Annotated in this window: 16 protein-coding genes; 4 read left to right on the top strand and 12 right to left on the bottom strand. The window is 61.7% G+C overall.

Annotation, left to right across the window (positions count from 1 at the left end):
- Nucleotides 1–9: 9 nt before the first annotated feature.
- From C4J94_RS14055 to C4J94_RS14035, 5 genes are all read right to left on the bottom strand, one after another.
- Nucleotides 10–357, bottom strand: coding sequence for a DUF2493 domain-containing protein (locus tag C4J94_RS14055; RefSeq protein WP_124386722.1), 348 nt, complete (start codon nucleotides 355–357; stop codon nucleotides 10–12).
- 62 nt (nucleotides 358–419) lie between these two features.
- The gene (gene mgtA, locus C4J94_RS14050) at nucleotides 420–3,134 is read right to left on the bottom strand and encodes a magnesium-translocating P-type ATPase (protein ID WP_124386721.1); all 2,715 of its coding nucleotides are present in this window, start codon (nucleotides 3,132–3,134) and stop codon (nucleotides 420–422) included.
- Between the two features lie 233 nt (nucleotides 3,135–3,367).
- The gene (locus tag C4J94_RS14045; RefSeq protein WP_124386720.1) at nucleotides 3,368–3,661 is read right to left on the bottom strand and encodes a hypothetical protein; all 294 of its coding nucleotides are present in this window, start codon (nucleotides 3,659–3,661) and stop codon (nucleotides 3,368–3,370) included.
- A 305-nt stretch (nucleotides 3,662–3,966) separates the two neighbouring features.
- Nucleotides 3,967–4,578 (bottom strand): LysE family transporter, encoded by a 612-nt coding sequence (locus tag C4J94_RS14040; protein WP_124386719.1) that lies wholly within the window; start codon nucleotides 4,576–4,578, stop codon nucleotides 3,967–3,969.
- Nucleotides 4,579–4,644: 66 nt separating this feature from the next.
- Nucleotides 4,645–5,928: an arsenic transporter gene (locus C4J94_RS14035; RefSeq protein WP_124386718.1), complete on the bottom strand. Its 1,284-nt coding sequence runs from the start codon at nucleotides 5,926–5,928 to the stop codon at nucleotides 4,645–4,647.
- 368 nt (nucleotides 5,929–6,296) lie between these two features.
- Between C4J94_RS14035 and C4J94_RS14030 the strand changes: the two genes are divergently transcribed.
- The 4 genes from C4J94_RS14030 to C4J94_RS14015 all read left to right on the top strand — a co-directional run bounded on the left by C4J94_RS14030 (nucleotide 6,297) and on the right by C4J94_RS14015 (nucleotide 8,107).
- Nucleotides 6,297–6,512, top strand: a complete 216-nt coding sequence (locus C4J94_RS14030; RefSeq protein WP_124386717.1) for a hypothetical protein — start codon at nucleotides 6,297–6,299, stop codon at nucleotides 6,510–6,512.
- A gap of 71 nt (nucleotides 6,513–6,583) precedes the next feature.
- Nucleotides 6,584–7,279 (top strand): AzlC family ABC transporter permease, encoded by a 696-nt coding sequence (locus C4J94_RS14025; protein ID WP_124386716.1) that lies wholly within the window; start codon nucleotides 6,584–6,586, stop codon nucleotides 7,277–7,279.
- A complete protein-coding gene (locus tag C4J94_RS14020) occupies nucleotides 7,276–7,587 on the top strand; it encodes an AzlD domain-containing protein (RefSeq protein ID WP_124386715.1) in 312 nt (103 codons plus the stop codon). The genes C4J94_RS14025 and C4J94_RS14020 overlap by 4 nt, the downstream gene beginning before the upstream one ends.
- A 166-nt stretch (nucleotides 7,588–7,753) precedes the next feature.
- Nucleotides 7,754–8,107 (top strand): hypothetical protein, encoded by a 354-nt coding sequence (locus C4J94_RS14015; protein ID WP_124386714.1) that lies wholly within the window; start codon nucleotides 7,754–7,756, stop codon nucleotides 8,105–8,107.
- A 155-nt stretch (nucleotides 8,108–8,262) separates the two neighbouring features.
- On the opposite strand, the gene C4J94_RS14010 is transcribed toward C4J94_RS14015, so the two are convergent.
- From C4J94_RS14010 to C4J94_RS13980, 7 genes are all read right to left on the bottom strand, one after another.
- On the bottom strand, nucleotides 8,263–8,967 hold the full coding sequence (locus C4J94_RS14010) for a YoaK family protein (RefSeq protein WP_124386713.1): 705 nt from the start codon (nucleotides 8,965–8,967) through the stop codon (nucleotides 8,263–8,265).
- Nucleotides 8,968–9,034: 67 nt separating this feature from the next.
- Nucleotides 9,035–10,669 carry an ATP-binding cassette domain-containing protein gene (locus tag C4J94_RS14005; protein WP_124386712.1) on the bottom strand — a complete coding sequence of 545 codons (1,635 nt, stop codon included), beginning with the start codon at nucleotides 10,667–10,669 and terminating at the stop codon, nucleotides 9,035–9,037.
- A gap of 124 nt (nucleotides 10,670–10,793) precedes the next feature.
- Complete coding sequence (locus C4J94_RS14000; RefSeq protein WP_124386711.1) at nucleotides 10,794–11,843, bottom strand: DNA topoisomerase IB; 1,050 nt, start codon at nucleotides 11,841–11,843, stop codon at nucleotides 10,794–10,796.
- A gap of 75 nt (nucleotides 11,844–11,918) precedes the next feature.
- Nucleotides 11,919–12,998: a molybdenum ABC transporter ATP-binding protein gene (modC, locus tag C4J94_RS13995; RefSeq protein WP_124386710.1), complete on the bottom strand. Its 1,080-nt coding sequence runs from the start codon at nucleotides 12,996–12,998 to the stop codon at nucleotides 11,919–11,921.
- A gap of 5 nt (nucleotides 12,999–13,003) precedes the next feature.
- Nucleotides 13,004–13,684, bottom strand: coding sequence for a molybdate ABC transporter permease subunit (gene modB / locus C4J94_RS13990; RefSeq protein ID WP_124386709.1), 681 nt, complete (start codon nucleotides 13,682–13,684; stop codon nucleotides 13,004–13,006).
- Nucleotides 13,685–14,437: a molybdate ABC transporter substrate-binding protein gene (modA, locus tag C4J94_RS13985; RefSeq protein WP_124386708.1), complete on the bottom strand. Its 753-nt coding sequence runs from the start codon at nucleotides 14,435–14,437 to the stop codon at nucleotides 13,685–13,687.
- 105 nt (nucleotides 14,438–14,542) lie between these two features.
- Complete coding sequence (locus tag C4J94_RS13980; RefSeq protein WP_124386707.1) at nucleotides 14,543–15,601, bottom strand: nitronate monooxygenase family protein; 1,059 nt, start codon at nucleotides 15,599–15,601, stop codon at nucleotides 14,543–14,545.
- Nucleotides 15,602–15,710: the final 109 nt, after the last annotated feature.

Raw genomic sequence — 15,710 nt, 5'->3', positions numbered from 1 at the left:
CGCTTGAATTCAGCTTTCTACGGTCAGCACCGAAATGCCGGTGGCTTTGGCCTGACAGACCAGTTCCGAAGTGTCGTCACCGCCCGGCAGGGCGATGATCACGTCGGGGCGGCTGTCGGCCAGCATGAAGTGGTTGCGCTGGCGCTCCGCCTGCTTGCCGTGGCGCTGCCAGTTCGGCGGATACCGCACCACGTCGATCCCGATTTCGCGGGCCCATTCCTCGATGTCGCTGCCCAGGAACTGGTTGCCGCCGTGGATCAGCACCTGCACAGGGCGCAGGCGGTGGTAAGCGTCCAGCACTTGGCGGGACTTTTTTGTGTCGGCGTAATGACGACCTGCACAGATCAGCACGCGCATGAGTAGATCCTTGTGTTGCGCGGTGAAGGCCGGGCGGCCTCCACCGTTTGAACGGAGGGTGATCAGTACCACTGCTTGAAGCGGCGGATGTAGATCGTCTTCATCAGTTGGGCGACGCAGCAGTAGGCCAGGAGCGTGCCCACCAACCATGGGAAGTACGCCAGCGGCAGCGGCTGCAGGCCCACCAGGGTGCCCAGCGGCGAGAACGGCACGTAGATGCCCAGGGCAATGACGATGCAGGTCATCATCAACACCGGCCACGCGGCCGTGCTCTGGAAGAACGGGATCTTGCGGGTGCGCAACATATGCACCACCAGGGTTTGCGAAAGCAGGCCCTCGATAAACCAGCCGGACTGGAACAGGGTCTGCATTTCCACGCTGTTGGCCGAGAACACGTACCACATCAGGGCAAAGGTGGTGATGTCGAAGATCGACGAGGTCGGCCCGATCCAGATCATGAAGCGACCGATGTTTTTCGCATCCCACTTGCGCGGTTTGGCCAGGTATTCCTTGTCCATCTTGTCCCACGGCAGCGCCAGTTGGGAGATGTCGTACATCAGGTTTTGCAGCAACAGGTGAATCGCCAGCATCGGCATGAACGGAATGAACGCACTGGCCACCAGCACCGAGAACACGTTGCCGAAGTTGGAGCTGGCGGTCATGTTCAGGTACTTCATGATATTGCCGAAGGTTTCGCGGCCTTTGAGCACGCCTTCCTCCAGCACCATCAGGCTCTTTTCCAGCAGGATGATGTCGGCCGACTCCTTGGCGATGTCTGTGCCGCTGTCCACCGAAATACCCACGTCGGCATCGCGCAGCGCAGGCGCATCGTTGATCCCGTCGCCAAGAAAGCCGACGGTATGGCCGTTGGCCTGCAGCGCCTTGAGCACCCGCGATTTCTGCAGCGGCGTCAGCTTGGCGAACACCGTGCGCTCCTCCACCCGACGCAGCAGGGTGGCGTCGTCCATCGCTTCGATTTCCACCCCCAGCAGCGGCTGGCCTGGCTCGAGGCCCACCTGGCGGCAGATCTTGCTGGTGACCACCGCGTTGTCGCCGGTGAGCACTTTGACCGCCACACCGATTTCCTGCAGCGCGGCAATCGCCGGGCCGGCGGTTTCCTTTGGTGGATCGAGGAAGGTCAGGAAGCCATGGATCACCAGGTTACGTTCGTCGGCGGTGGTGTACTGCTCACGTGCCAGCGCTTTAGGGATGGTGCGAGTGGCTACTACCAGTACGCGGAAACCGTCCTCGTTGTAGTCATTGGCGATCGCCAGCAACTGCTCGCGGCGGCGCTCATCCAGAGGCACGGCGGCGCCGTCTTCCATGGTGTGGGTGCAAATGCCCAGCATCTCTTCCACGGCGCCCTTGCACACCAGCAAATGATCGCCGGCGGCGTCCTTGACCATGATCGACAGGCGCCGACGCACGAAATCGAACGGCAACTCATCGACCTTGCTGTAGGCAAACGGCACCTGGAACTTGGGGTTGCGCTCGGCGAACTGCACCACGGCCTGGTCCATCAGGTTCTTCATGCCGCTCTGGTGGAAGCTGTTGAGCCAGGCCAGGGACAACACCGCATCATCACGCTGGCCGCAGGCGTTGACGTGGTGTTCGAGGATGATCTTGTCCTGGGTCAAGGTGCCGGTCTTGTCGGTGCACAGCACGTCCATGGAGCCGAAGTTCTGGATCGCATTGAGGCGCTTGACCACCACTTTGCGCTTGGCCATGGCCGTGGCGCCCTTGGCCAGGTTGGCGCTGACGATCATCGGCAGCATTTCCGGGGTCAGGCCAACGGCGACCGCAAGGGCGAACAGGAAGGCATCGCCCCAGTCACCTTTGGAGAAGCCATTGAGGAAGAACACGATCGGCACCATCACCAGCATGAAGCGGATCAGCAGCCAGCTGACGCTGTTCACGCCGCGGTCGAACGCGGTTTGCACCCGTGAGCCGACAATCGCCTTGGCCAGCGAGCCGAAGTAAGTGCGCGGCCCGGTGGCGACCACCACGGCGGTCGCCCGGCCACTGACCACGTTGGTGCCCATGAAGCAGATGTTGGGCAGGTCCAGCAGGTTGCCCTGGCCTGCAGGCAGGGGCGATGCGGACTTTTGCGTGACATCGCCCAAGGTGTCGTATTTCTCCACCGGCAGGGCTTCGCCGGTCAGCACCGCCTGGCTGATAAACAGATCGCGCGATTCGATCAGGCGGATGTCGGCGGGAATCATATCGCCGGCCGACAGCTGCACGATGTCACCGGTCACCAGGTCGCGCATCGGCACTTCGCGCAGGGCCGGCTCGGCGCCAACCTGCTCGCGGCGCAGCACGGTGGTGGTGGTGCGCACCATGGCTTTAAGCGCCTCGGCGGATTTGGCCGAGCGGTGTTCCTGCCAGAAACGCAGCAGGCTGCTGAGCAGTACCATGGTCATGATAATGATGACCTTGGTGGGGTCGGCCTCTTCGCCGTCCTGCATGGGCAGCCAGCAGTCGGTGATGAAGCTGATGCCAGCGAGCGTCAGCAGGACATAGATGAAGGGATTGTTCAGTGCCTGCAGGAACTGCACGATGGCGTGAGGCGGCTTGTCATGCGCCACTTCGTTGTAGCCTTCCCGTTGCAGGCGCGCCGAGGCGTCCAGTTCGGTCAGGCCATCCCGGGTGGCGCGTACGTTGGCCAAGGTGGCCGACAGGCCGTTCTGGGCTTCGCGGGCGGCGCGCATCGACAGTTTGGTGCCGTCGTCGGTGGTTTTTTTCGTGTTCAGTGGCGTGTTTTTTACGGCGCTCATTGTCTGTACTCCTGTCGCCAACTCTCGACAAAACATACCCGATACTTACCTGAAGACAGGCGAGCGAAAGCATGCCGAGCCGCGAACTTCGCGATCGGTTCAAATAGAAGTCTGTGTAACTTTTCAGTGCCCGCTAGCGGTGAGTTAATTAACTTTCGCGCAGCGAGCTACGACTGGATAGGTTCATAAAGAACTCCAGAACATCAATAAGGAAGTTGCTGTTTCCAGTCAGGTCAGGCGGCGCGAGCGCTCATATAAAGAGCGAGCATCACGCCAGCTTGCGCCAGTCTGGAAACCTTGGGTCTCTGCGGGTCTTGAGGGTCGGCATGATCCCAATGCTGCACCAGCTGGCCGCTTTCAGGGCAGACACGCCAGTGCGCCAACGGGCGGGCCGGGCGTACTTGAAGGGAAGATGAGGCAAAGCCCGCACGGGCAGGCGAAAATCCTGCGGGCGCGCGGCACAGCTTGGCTCGCAGGGCTGCGGCCAGTGCAGTTACATCAGGCAAAGCAAGGGTTTTGAAGGTCATAACACACCTCGGGACCGGACAAGCGACCGGCGAGGCAGTTACGGTGGAGCATCAAGCTCTAGCGCAGCTTACCGGACCTGGAAGGCGAGTCCCGTCATGTTCTGGGTTTGGCGCCCGACGCCCGCTGAGGCGGTGCTCGGACAGCGACTAGATACTGTGTCCATTGGCTTCTTTTGTGAGGTTTAAAAAAGGCCCCAGTTGCGGGCAGAGGGAATTTACTCAGGCGATTACAGAATGTCAACGCATGGTTAATTAAATTAACCGGTGTTCAGAGTTCATTCAGTTAAGTGACTGCCCATATAACTTCAAATACCTTGCGCTGCGAGAATGGCCAGGTAGAGCAATACCACGCCGCAGGCGCCATAGCTGACGCGCTGCCAAGTCGGCGAAGCGTTCTTGCGCAATAAGTTGACCAGCGCGGCGGTCAAAAAGCATGACAACACCGATGCCAGCATGAAGCCTGCAAAAAACATCAGTGTTTGCCCATGGCTCGGGGTGGCGCCGACGATGCCTGACAACGCGCTGCCCAAGGCGCCCCAGTAAACGATGTTCTTCGGATTGGCCAGGGAGATCGCCGCGCCCACGGCCAGGGCGTTTTTTCCGGAGCTTGCAGGCGCATCCTCGGCTTGCGGTAGCTGCCAGGCATCAATCAGGCTGCGCATCCCCAGCCAGGCCAGGTACAGCGCACAGATCACCGTCAGCGGCACGCGCACCGCGTCATGCTGGATCAACAGCGCGATGCCAGTCAGGCCGATGACCGCCCACACCGCGTCGCCCACCAGCGAGCCGACCTGTACCAGCAGTGCCGGGGTGAAACCCTGGAGCAAGCCACGGCGCAGGGTCTCAGCGAGCACCGCGCCGGGGGAGAGACAAAATACAAAACCGAAAACCAGCGCGTAGAAGAAGATGGTCAGCATGCTCGCGTCCTTCCGACAAAGTGCGCGAGCATACGTCAGTGCGCAGAGGGATTTCCATGGCGTTCCCTAGACACTCAGGCGCAAGGCAAGGGCGGCGAGGGTGATCAACAGCACCGGCACGGTGAGCACAATCCCTACCTTGAAGTAATACCCCCAAGTGATGGTGATGCCCTTGCGTGCCAGGATATGCAACCACAGCAACGTGGCCAGGCTGCCGATAGGGGTGATTTTCGGGCCCAGGTCGCTGCCGATCACGTTGGCGTAGATCATCGCGTCCTTGACCACGCCCACTGCATGGCTGGACTCGATGGACAATGCGCCGATCAACACCGTCGGCAGGTTGTTCATCGCCGAGGACAACAGCGCCGTCAGCACCCCGGTGCCCATGGCCGCGCCCCACACCCCATAACCGGCGAAAGTGTCGAGCCAGGTGGCCAGGTAGTCGGTCAGGCCGGCATTACGCAAGCCGTAGACCACCAAGTACATTCCCAGGGAAAAGATCACGATCTGCCACGGTGCCTCTTTGAGGACTTTGCGCGTGGAGATCTTGTGGCCCTTGGCGGCAATCACCAACAACAGCACGGCGCATACCGCCGAAATCGCACTGATGGGAATGCCCAGCGGCTCCAGCGCGAAGCAGCCCACCAGCAATATACCCAGCACCCACCAGCCGGCGCGAAAGGTCGCACGGTCGTGGATGGCACTGGCGGGTTCTTCCAGGTCGGCCGGGTCGTAGGTGTGCGGGATATCGCGACGGAAAAACCACATTAGTACCGCCAGGGTTGCGGCGACGCTGACCAGGTTCACCGGCACCATCACGGCCGCATACTCGTTGAAGCCGATCTTGAAGTAATCCGCCGAGACGATGTTGACCAGGTTCGATACCACTAAGGGCAGGCTCGCCGTGTCGGCGATAAAGCCTGCGCCCATGACGAATGCCAGCGTTGCCGCCGGCGAAAAGCGCAGGGCCAACAGCATCGATATCACAATCGGGGTAAGGATCAACGCCGCACCGTCATTGGCGAACAGGGCCGACACCAGCGCACCCAGCAGCACCATATAGGCAAACAGTCGACGACCTCGGCCACGCCCCCAGCGCGCCACATGCAACGCGGCCCAGGCGAAGAAGCCGGCTTCATCGAGCAACAGGCTGATGATGATCAACGCAACAAAGGTACCGGTAGCGTTCCAGATGATGTGCCACACCACCGGAATATCCGCCAGGCTGATCACCCCGCATGCCAGGGCCAAAATCGCGCCCAGGGTGGCGCTCCAGCCAACGCCCAGGCCTTTGGGCTGCCAGATGACCAGCACGATGGTGAGGATGAATATTGCAATTGCGACAAGCATGAATTAACGCTCCGATGGCGCAGCAGCAGGGGCTGGCCCGTTGTGGTCTGTCGCCCATTGCATGCAGACGCAGTGCGTCGTTTGCAAGCCAGGCTGGCTGTGATCCAAGGCATGGATCAGTTCGTACACGTAAAGTTCGCCGTTGCGCAGAATCAATCACACCTACCGAACGCCAGTGGCATCGCCAGGCATTGAAGCGCGTGAAAGTACAGCCGCGGCCCTACAGCACAGTGCCCTATCTGTAAGCCAAATCCTGATTTGGTTTGACCTGGATCAACTCCCCAATGATCAACCACAAGTGATTGAAATTAAACTGAAACACGAATGTCCTAAAGTGCCCGCCCATTGCTGATGAAGGAAGACGCCGCGTGACCCGAGCCACCCGCAACCTGCGCAAGACCCTGGATTCCGTCGCGGATAATAACGAAACCGCCGCGTTTGACCTGATGCGTGCCGTCGAAAAGCTCGGCGATGAAGTGCTGCGCCAGCGCCTGCTCAACACCATTCACCGGTTGAACCAGGACGCCGACGAACTGCGCCAGGCGCGCGACTCGGTAGAGCTGGTGTCGGTAAAACTCGCCTGAGCAAGATCGTTCAAGACAAGCGCCTTTGTGCGCTGGCATGCTTGTCGACTGTTTGTCGATGAGCCCAGTTCATGCCTACCGCCCTTCCTTATAACGCGTTCGCGCGCGGCGCAATCGCTGTCATTCCATTGTCCCTGGCCTGTGCCCCCTGGGGGTTGCTCGCAGGTTCGATGGCCATCGATGCGCAGTTCACCCCGCTGCAAGCCCAGGGCTTATCCGCCATCGTGTTCGCCGGCGCTGCTCAGTTGGTGGCGATCGGCATGGTCAAAGGCGGCGCCAGCCTGATCTCCATCGTGCTGACCACCTTGCTGCTCACTTCCCAACATCTGCTCTACGGCATGCACATGCGCCCCACGCTGTCCTCGCTCAACGCCCGCTGGCGCATGAGCCTGGGGTTCCTGTTGACCGATGAGTTCTTTGCCCTGGTCAATCACTATGACCGCCAGACCTTCAATCGCTGGTACGCCCTGGGTGTCGGCCTGACTTTCTACATCATCTGGAACCTGTTCACCCTGGCCGGGATTGTGCTGGGCAAGAGCATTCCCGGCCTCGACCAGCTAGGCCTGGAGTTTTCGATTGCCGCGACCTTTATCGCGCTAATCACGCCGGTGGTACGCGACGTGCCGACCGTGGTGTGTGTCGCCGTGGCGCTGTTGTGCTCGGTGTGGCTCAGTTACCTGCATTGGGAATCGGCAGTGGTGGTCTCTGGGGTGCTGGGGATGAGCGCCGGGTTCGCCTGCAAACGCCTGGGAGTAGGGCAGCGATGATTTACCTGATGATTGTGGGCATGGGGCTGGTGGTGTTTTTCAATCGCTACCTGTTTATCGAACCGCGCCTGCCGGTGCGGCTCAATCGGGGGGCGCGGGAGTTTCTCGGGTTCGCCGTGCCGGGCATGCTCACCGCTATTTGCGGGCCGATTATTTTCATCAAAGACCACCAGCTCAACCTGAGCCCGAGCAACCCCTACCTGCTGGCCGGGATCTGTGCCGTGGCGCTGATGGTGTGGACACGCAGCGTGCTGATCACCGTGCTGGCGAGCATGGCGCTGTTTTACCTGTTGCGCTGGTGGCTCTGAAGCGCAGGCGAAAAAAAGCCCGCGGGAGGCGGGCAGAAGGAAGACTTCTTAAAATGAGCCTGGTTACTATAAGCGCCCGGTTTTGCCGTCACAGTGAAACAAAATTCATCGGCGTGTCAGCTGCGACGCAGTGGTAGAGTCACGGTTTTTCCAAGGAAGCATGGGCATGCACAAAGTGGTGATAGGCGCATTGATGCTGGCGACACTGGCCGGTTGCGCCGGTTCGAAGATGAAAGAGGCGCGCACGGGCAACCCCTATAAGACCATGACGTCGGACAAAGCCACGCTGGTGGTTGCCCAATGCATCCAGTACGGCTGGCAGGACGAAAGCGTGTTTGGCGTCGACGCCGGCGGGTTCAAGGAAGCCACCGAAGCAGGCGGCTTCACGGTGTACACCACTGGCGGTGATTACTTTGTGGATGTGCTGGGCGCGGGTGCGGGCTCCACCGTCAAGTATTACGCCGCCGAAGACACGATGCCGGCCAAGCGCCGTCTGGCTGCACTTGCCACCTGTCTGTAAAACCTCGCTTCAACCATTATTCACCAACGCCTGGCGGGACAGCTGTCGGGCGTTGGCTTATGATTCACCCGCTCGCCCGACGTGATGGCTCTTTACCGGTACACGGATGTCGAGGCTTAAACGTCGGGCGGGCACCTCGTTTACAGGCCCCCCGTTCAGCGTGGCATGTAGCCCAGCTGCCAGCGCCGGGGAATCGCCAGGGTCGCCAGGCCCAATAACCCCGCCAGGCCACCGCTGACCCAGAGTGCGCGCAGGCCGATTCGCTGCTCCAGCAACGCTCCGATCACGGCGCCGACAAACATCCCCGCCCAGGGGATCAGCTGCATGCGCCAGCCATTGCGGCGTTCGCCCAGCAGCCAGCGGCCCAGCCCACGCCCGAAACGCGAAAGCGCCCCCGTCACGTACGTAAGCCCCACCGGCACGCCGTTCACTTGTTCGACGGCCGCATTGAGCATGCCCATGGCAATAATTGCCGCCAACAGCGCCGGCAATGTATCGGCCGAGGGCAGCAGCGCCGCGCCGCAGAGCAGTGCGCCGATGCTCAGTAACAAAGGCAGCGCATGCCGCTTGCTGAGGCGGCTGACCACCACCCCCAAGGCGTTGCCAACGATGAAGGTCGCGACAAGCAGCAGCAATCGTCCGGTCAGGCCGAGGTCGCCGGCACTGATCGCCACCGCCAGGCGCGTGGTGTTGCCGCTCATGAACGAGACAAAATCGCCGCTGGCCATAAAACCAATAGCATCGGTCATGCCCGCCAGTACCGACAAACCGGCCACCAGCGCCAGGCCCACACGCCCGCGCCAGCGCTGTCGATGGGCGAGCACGGCATTGGCGTAGGGCTTGGCGGGCGAAGGCAGCATAGGGCCGGTTTCCAGTGAGATTATCCGGCCACCACCCTAGGGCGCTTTGCCCGGACGCGCAATCACCTCACACAGGCTCCAGGCGCCAACCGGTGCTGTACCAGCTCAAGTAATGGCTGGGTTCAATCGCCTGCAGGAACGCCTCATCGTGGGACACCGCCACTACGGCGCCGGTAAAACCCTTCAAGGCCTGTTCAAAAGCGATCACCGTTTCCAGGTCCAGGTGGTTGGTCGGCTCGTCCAACAGCAACAGTTGTGCCGGTGCCCCGCGCCACAATGCGATCGCCATCGCCGCTTTCAAACGCTCGCCACCGCTCAGTTGACCGGCCCGTCGGGTCACGCGCGAGGCATCCAGTTGCAGCAAGGCCAGGCGCGTGCGCAGTTCGGCTTCGAGCAGCGGCGTGTCGAGCAGGTTGAGCTGTTCGACAACGCTACGTTGATCGTCCAGCAGGGTCAGGTGTTGGTCGATATACGCGCAAGGCACCGGTACCGTGCATGTCCCGCTGACGGGTTGCCATATCCCGGCAAGCAGCTTGAGCAAGGTGGATTTACCGCAACCGTTTGGCCCGCGCACCGCCACGCGCAGGGGGCCGGCCAGCTCGAGCGTCAGGTAGCTTGAAGGTGCCAGCGGATCCAGCCAAGGCAACTGTGCGTCTTGCAGGCTAAGCACCTGCCGACCCTTGGCCACCGTCGAACCGGGTAAGGCCAGCAAGGTCGGCGGTTCGTCCACCACCCGTTCGTAGGCCTGGCGCACCTGCGCGTCGAGTGTGGCTTTGTGATGCTGCTGGGCGCTGCCCATTGTGCTGACGATTTGCGTGGCTGCGCTTTTCCATCGCGACTTGGTAAACCGGTCGACGTTGGCGGTCTCTGCATGTTTGCGTGAGCGCGCCGCGTTGCGCTGCAGGCTGTCGTGCTCCTTTTGCAAGCGTCGACGTTCGCGGCTGCGTTGCTCGCGGGCGTATTCCCAGGTTGCGATAGCCGCCTGCTGCTGCGCGTCGCGTTGCTGAACATAGGCATCGTAGTTGCCGCCATACACCTGCACGCCGAGTGGCGACAGTTCGATGATCCGGCCCATGGCGTTCAGCAGCTGCCGATCATGGCTGACTACCACCAGGCCACCGCGCCAATCGCGCAGTAGCTGCAGCAGCCAGGTACGCCCGAGACTGTCGAGGTGGTTGCTGGGCTCATCGAGGATCAGTAGCTGCGGCGCCGCGAGCCATGCACCAATCAGCGCCACCCTGGCCAACTGGCCACCGCTGAGCTGATCGGCCTGGGAAGCCGCGCCGAGCGCTGTCAACCCGGCCGCATCCAGGGCCATGCGCAGGCGTTCGGCAAGGTCCCAGCGATCATCGATCAGTTCCAGGTCACCGGCCTGGCCCGTGCCTCGAGCCATGCGGTCAAGGGCAGCCAGGCACTGCGCGGTGCCGGTGAGATCTGCAACCGTTGCACCTGGCCGAACCACCAGGTTCTGGGGAACGTAGGCCACTTCGCCTGGCGCTTTCAGCGTACCGGAGGAGGGCTGCAGCAGGCCGGCCATCAATTGGGCCAGGATACTTTTGCCGCGCCCGTTGCGCCCGACGATCCCGGTGGGCGTCTGGTCGATGGACAAATTGAGGTCGTCCAGCAGTATTTCGCCATTGGCGAACTGGAAACACAGGTGTTGCAGGCAAACCAATGCGGGCGGCCGGTTGACGTGAGTCATCAGCACCTCCAGGAAAATGTCGGACAGGCCAACAAGCGCGCCAGGCGGCTCGTTGCAGATACATTTTGGAAGGCTTAGTGGTTCACGTCGGCAATCGTCCCGTGAGTCAGAAGGAAGGCAGAGGCTAACCCGCCTTGGCGTGCGCGGGCAAGTCGGCGGTCAGTTGCTCAAGGAACATCGCCAGGGCGACTTCTTCGGCTTTGAGGCCCTTGCGTACCCGTGGCTTGGGCAGTTTGGACAACTCACCCAGGGTGAAATGTTCGAGCACCGCCGGGTGGATATAGCACTTGCGACACACCGCAGGGGTATTGCCCAACTGCCGGGCGACGTCCTTGACCATCGCCACCACATGCCGCTTGGCGTCGGACTCCGGTTGCCATGCCAGCTCGCGCAACACCGCCAACGCCATGGCCGTACCGGCCCAGGTGCGGTAGTCCTTGGCGGTGAAGTCTTCACCGGTCAGGCTGTGCAGGTAGGCGTTGACGTCCTGGGAGCTGACGGTATGGCGCTCGCCGTCTTCGTCCAGGTACTGGAACAGGTTCTGCCCGGGCAACTCCATGCAGCGCTTGACGACATTCGCCAGGCGCCGGTCCTTGACGCTGATTTGATGCTCCACGCCGCTCTTGCCGCGAAACTGGAATTTTATCTCGCTGCCCTTGATGTCCACGTGGCGGTTGCGCAGGGTGGTCAGGCCGAAGGATTTGTTGTCGCGGGCGTACTGAACATTGCCGACACGGATCAGCGTGGCATCAAGCAACATCACCACTGTGGCCAGTACCTTTTCACGGGTGAACCCAGGCTCGGCGATCTGGGCCTCCAGCTGTTTGCGCAACTTGGGCAAGGCATTGCCGAACGCCTGCAGCCGCGCGTACTTGTCGCTGTCGCGCACCTCCCGCCAGCGCGTGTGGTAGCGGTACTGCTTGCGGCCCCGTGCATCACGGCCGGTGGCTTGCAGGTGCCCGCGCGGGTCGGCGCAGATCCACACATCGGTGTAGGCGGGCGGTACCGCCAGGGCATTGAGGCGCTTGATCTCATCGGCATCGGTGATGCGTTCGCCATCGGGGCCGAAATACTGGAACTTGCCGCGCAGTTTTTTGCGGCGGATTCCGGGCTGGGTGTCGTCCACGTAATGCAGGTCACGGGGCAGATCGGCGGGCAGCGAAGAGTCGGGCATGGTGCAGGTTCCTGGGCAACGGATCAGGCCGGTATGTCTGATTGACCGCACCGCCCTGCGGTCGTGCCAAATGGTTTAGGCCAGCACCGCCACCGCCTTGATCTGCGCCCATAACACCTGCCCCGGCTGCACCTGCAACTGGTCCCGCGAGAACCGCGTGATGCGCGCCAGCAACGGTGTGCCAGCGACATCCAGGCGCACCAGCACATGAGCGCTGTTATCCGCTGCAACGTCCTGGATGACCGTCACCGGCAGGCGGTTGAGGATGCTGCTGTGTTCTTGCGCCTGGTGGCTGAGGCTCACATCCCGTGCCTGAATTTTTACCCGCAACTGTTTGCCCAATGCCATCGGCGTGTGGGCCACGCGTATCTGCAATGGGCTACCGGGCAGTTGCAGGGTGAGCAACTGATAATGAGCGTCATAGCCGATCACGCTGCCGGTGATGATCACACCGGCATCGTCGCCCCGCGCCAGGGGCAGGTCGAGCCGCGCCAGGGTTTCGCCGATTGGCCCGCTGGCCAACACCTTGCCTTCGCTGAGCAAGACCAAGTGGTCGGCCAGCCGCGCCACTTCGTCCTGGGCATGGCTGACGTACAGCACCGGGATATCCAGTTCGTCGTGCAGGCGTTCAAGGTAAGGCAGGATTTCGTTCTTGCGCTGGCTGTCGAGCGCTGCCAAGGGTTCATCCATCAGCAGCAACTGGGGGCTGGTGAGCAACGCACGGGCGATGCCGACGCGCTGGCGCTCACCGCCAGAGAGGTGTTGCGGGTTGCGCTCAAGCAGATGAGCGATGCCCAGCAACTCAGTGGCGTGAGCCATCTCCACGCGCCGCTGCGCGCGTGGGATGCGCTTGAGGCCGAACTCAAGATTGGCCCGCACCGAAAGATGAGGAAACAGGCTCGCTTCCTGGAATACATAGCCCAAGGCGCGCTTATGCGGCGGCACGAACCGCCCGTTACGGCTGTCCTGCCAGACCTCATCGTTGACCTGCACAAACCCGTCATCGGCGCGCTCCAAGCCGGCGATACCGCGCAGGCAACTGGTCTTGCCAGACCCGGACGGGCCGTAAAGCGCGGTGACACCACGGCCGGGCAATTGCAGCTCCACATCCAGCGCAAAACCGGAATATTTAAGGTGCAGGCGTACTTCAATCATCGTGATCAGCTCCAGCCCAGCTTGGTTTTACGGCTGGAATAGAGCGCCAGCAACACGAGAAACGCGAACACCACCATCGCACCGGCAAGCCAGTGAGCCTGGGCATATTCCATGGCTTCGACGTGGTCGTAGATCTGTACCGACACCACACGGGTCTTGTCGGGGATATTGCCGCCGATCATCAGCACCACGCCGAACTCGCCGACGGTATGGGCGAAACCCAAAATCGACGCGGTCACAAAACCAGGGCGTGCCAGCGGCAGGATCACCGTAAAAAACGTATCCAGGGGACCGGCGCGCAAGGTTGCGGCCACTTCCAGCGGGCGCGTGCCGATCGCCGAGAACGCATTCTGCAACGGTTGCACGACGAAGGGCATGGAATAGATCACCGAGCCGATCATCAGCCCGGCGAAGCTGAAGGTCAGGGTGCCCAGGCCCAGCCACTGGGTGAACTGGCCCACGTAGCCATGGGGTCCCATGGCCAACAGCAGGTAAAAGCCGATGACCGTCGGCGGCAGCACCAATGGCAAAGCGACTATCGCGCCGATGGGGCCGCGCCACCCGGACCGGGTGTGCGACAGCCACAGGGCAATCGGTGTACCGATCACCAACAGGATCACCGTGGTCAGTGACGCCAGTTTGACCGTCAGCCAGATCGCGGAAAAGTCAGCGCTCGTCAGCGGCATTTACAGCTCGTAACCGTAGGACCTGATCACCGCAGCGGCCTTCGGCCCTTTCAGGTAATCGACCAGAGCCTTGGCCGCAGCGCTGTCCTTGCCTTTGTTGAGAATCACGGCGTCCTGTTTGATCGGATCATGCAGCGCCGACGGTACGATCCACGCCGAACCGCTGGAAAGCTTGCCGTCCTTGTAGATCTGCGACAACGCCACGAAGCCCAATTCGGCGTTGCCGGTGGATACGAACTGATAGGCCTGGGTGATGTTCTGGCCTTCGACGAGCTTGTCCCTGACCTTGTCGGTCAAGCCTTCCCTGGCCAGCACTTGGGTGGCGGCCAGGCCGTACGGCGCGGCTTTCGGGTTGGCGATGGAGAGGTGCTTGAAGGCGTTCTGCTTGAGCACTTCGCCGTTGGCATCCACGTAACCTTCCTTGGCCGACCACAGGGCCAGGGTGCCCACCGCGTAGGTAAAGCGCGAGCCCTTGACGGTCTCGCCTTCGGTTTCGAGTTTTTGCGGGGTGGTGTCGTCGGCACTGAGGAACACTTCGAACGGCGCGCCATTCTTGATCTGGGTATAGAACTGCCCGGTAGCGCCGTACGCCGCGATCAGCTTATGGCCGGTGTCTTTCTCGAAGTCGGCGGCAATGGCCTGGATCGGCGCGGTAAAGTTGGCGGCAACGGCTACCTGCACCTCATCGGCATGCGCCGAACCCAAGGCAAAGACAGCGAGCAGGGGGGCCAGGCGTGAGGCGCGGATCATCATGAAGCAACTCCTTGAGGGTGTACGGCTTAGTACCGCTATGTAGGAGAATATATAGCGGTTGTGTGTTGCCGGTACAGTGCCATGTTGCTGAAAACGCTGATGCTCCTAGCGCAGTTTGGCTAACGTCTGTTCAGCCAGCTGGCGGGTCAGGTCATAAGTTGAACGTTCCTTACCCAGGCGCAGGGCCTGGCCTGCCCACAGGTTGCTGAAACCCGCTTCGTCCTTGGCCTTGAGGGGCATCAATGCGCCTCCCGCCCTTGGAAACGCCGGTGCAGCGGGGTGGATCGCACCCAGCTCACGCATTACGCGATTGATAATGCCCCGCGCCGGGCGCCCGGTGAACAGGTTGGTAAGCGCCGTTTCACTGGCCTGGGCATGTCGCAACGCATGGTGATGGGAAGCGCTGACGCTGGCTTCGGGGGTAAACAGATACGCCGTGCCGATCTGCACCGCCGAGGCCCCCAGGGCAAAGGCTGCGGCCATCCCGCGTGCATCAGCGATACCACCGGCCGCGATCACCGGCACGCTGACGGCATCGACGATTTGCGGCAGCAGCGCCATCAAGCCGATCTGGCTGTTGAGGTCGTCACTGAGAAACATCCCGCGGTGCCCACCGGCTTCAATGCCCATTGCAATCACGGCGTCACAACCGTTTTCTTCCAGCCAGATTGCTTCCTCCACTGTCGTGGCCGATGACAGCACCTTGGCACCGGTGGCTTTTACCCGGTCCAGCAAGGACTTTTCCGGCAGACCAAAGTGGAAACTGACCACCTCAGGGCGAAAGGTTTCAACCACTTCACACGCCGCCTCATTGAAGGGGGCACGATTGGATAGAGGGGTTGGCGCATCAAAATCGGCGCCCAGTTCGCGGTAGTAGGGTTCCAGCAAGGCTTTCCAGCGGCGGTCGCGCTCTTCATCGGCTCCCGGCGCCTGATGACAGAAAAAGTTGACGTTGAGTGGCCCTGTGCTGGCTTGGCGGATGACGGTCAACGCCTCGCGCAGTTGCTCGATGCTCAGCGCCGCTGCGGGCATGGAGCCCAGCGCGCCGGCCTGGCTGGCGGCGATGACCATGGCGGTGGTGGTGGCTCCCGCCATGGGGGCCTGGATGATGGGCAGGTCGATGCCCAGCAGGTCGAGAATGCGCGTGTCTGGCCAGGTGCTCATGGGATGCGTCTCCAGCGTCAGTAAGGCTTTTCGCTGTTTTAGCAGGGCACTGGGCACCCGGCCAGTCTGTTTTATTCACTGGACGAGGGCAGTGCTTTGTGCAACGGGT

This window comes from Pseudomonas sp. R5-89-07 (assembly GCF_003851685.1).
Taxonomy (GTDB): domain Bacteria; phylum Pseudomonadota; class Gammaproteobacteria; order Pseudomonadales; family Pseudomonadaceae; genus Aquipseudomonas.
The sequence above is the reverse complement of the archived record's forward strand: the minus strand, read 5'-3'. Positions and strand labels throughout refer to the sequence as shown.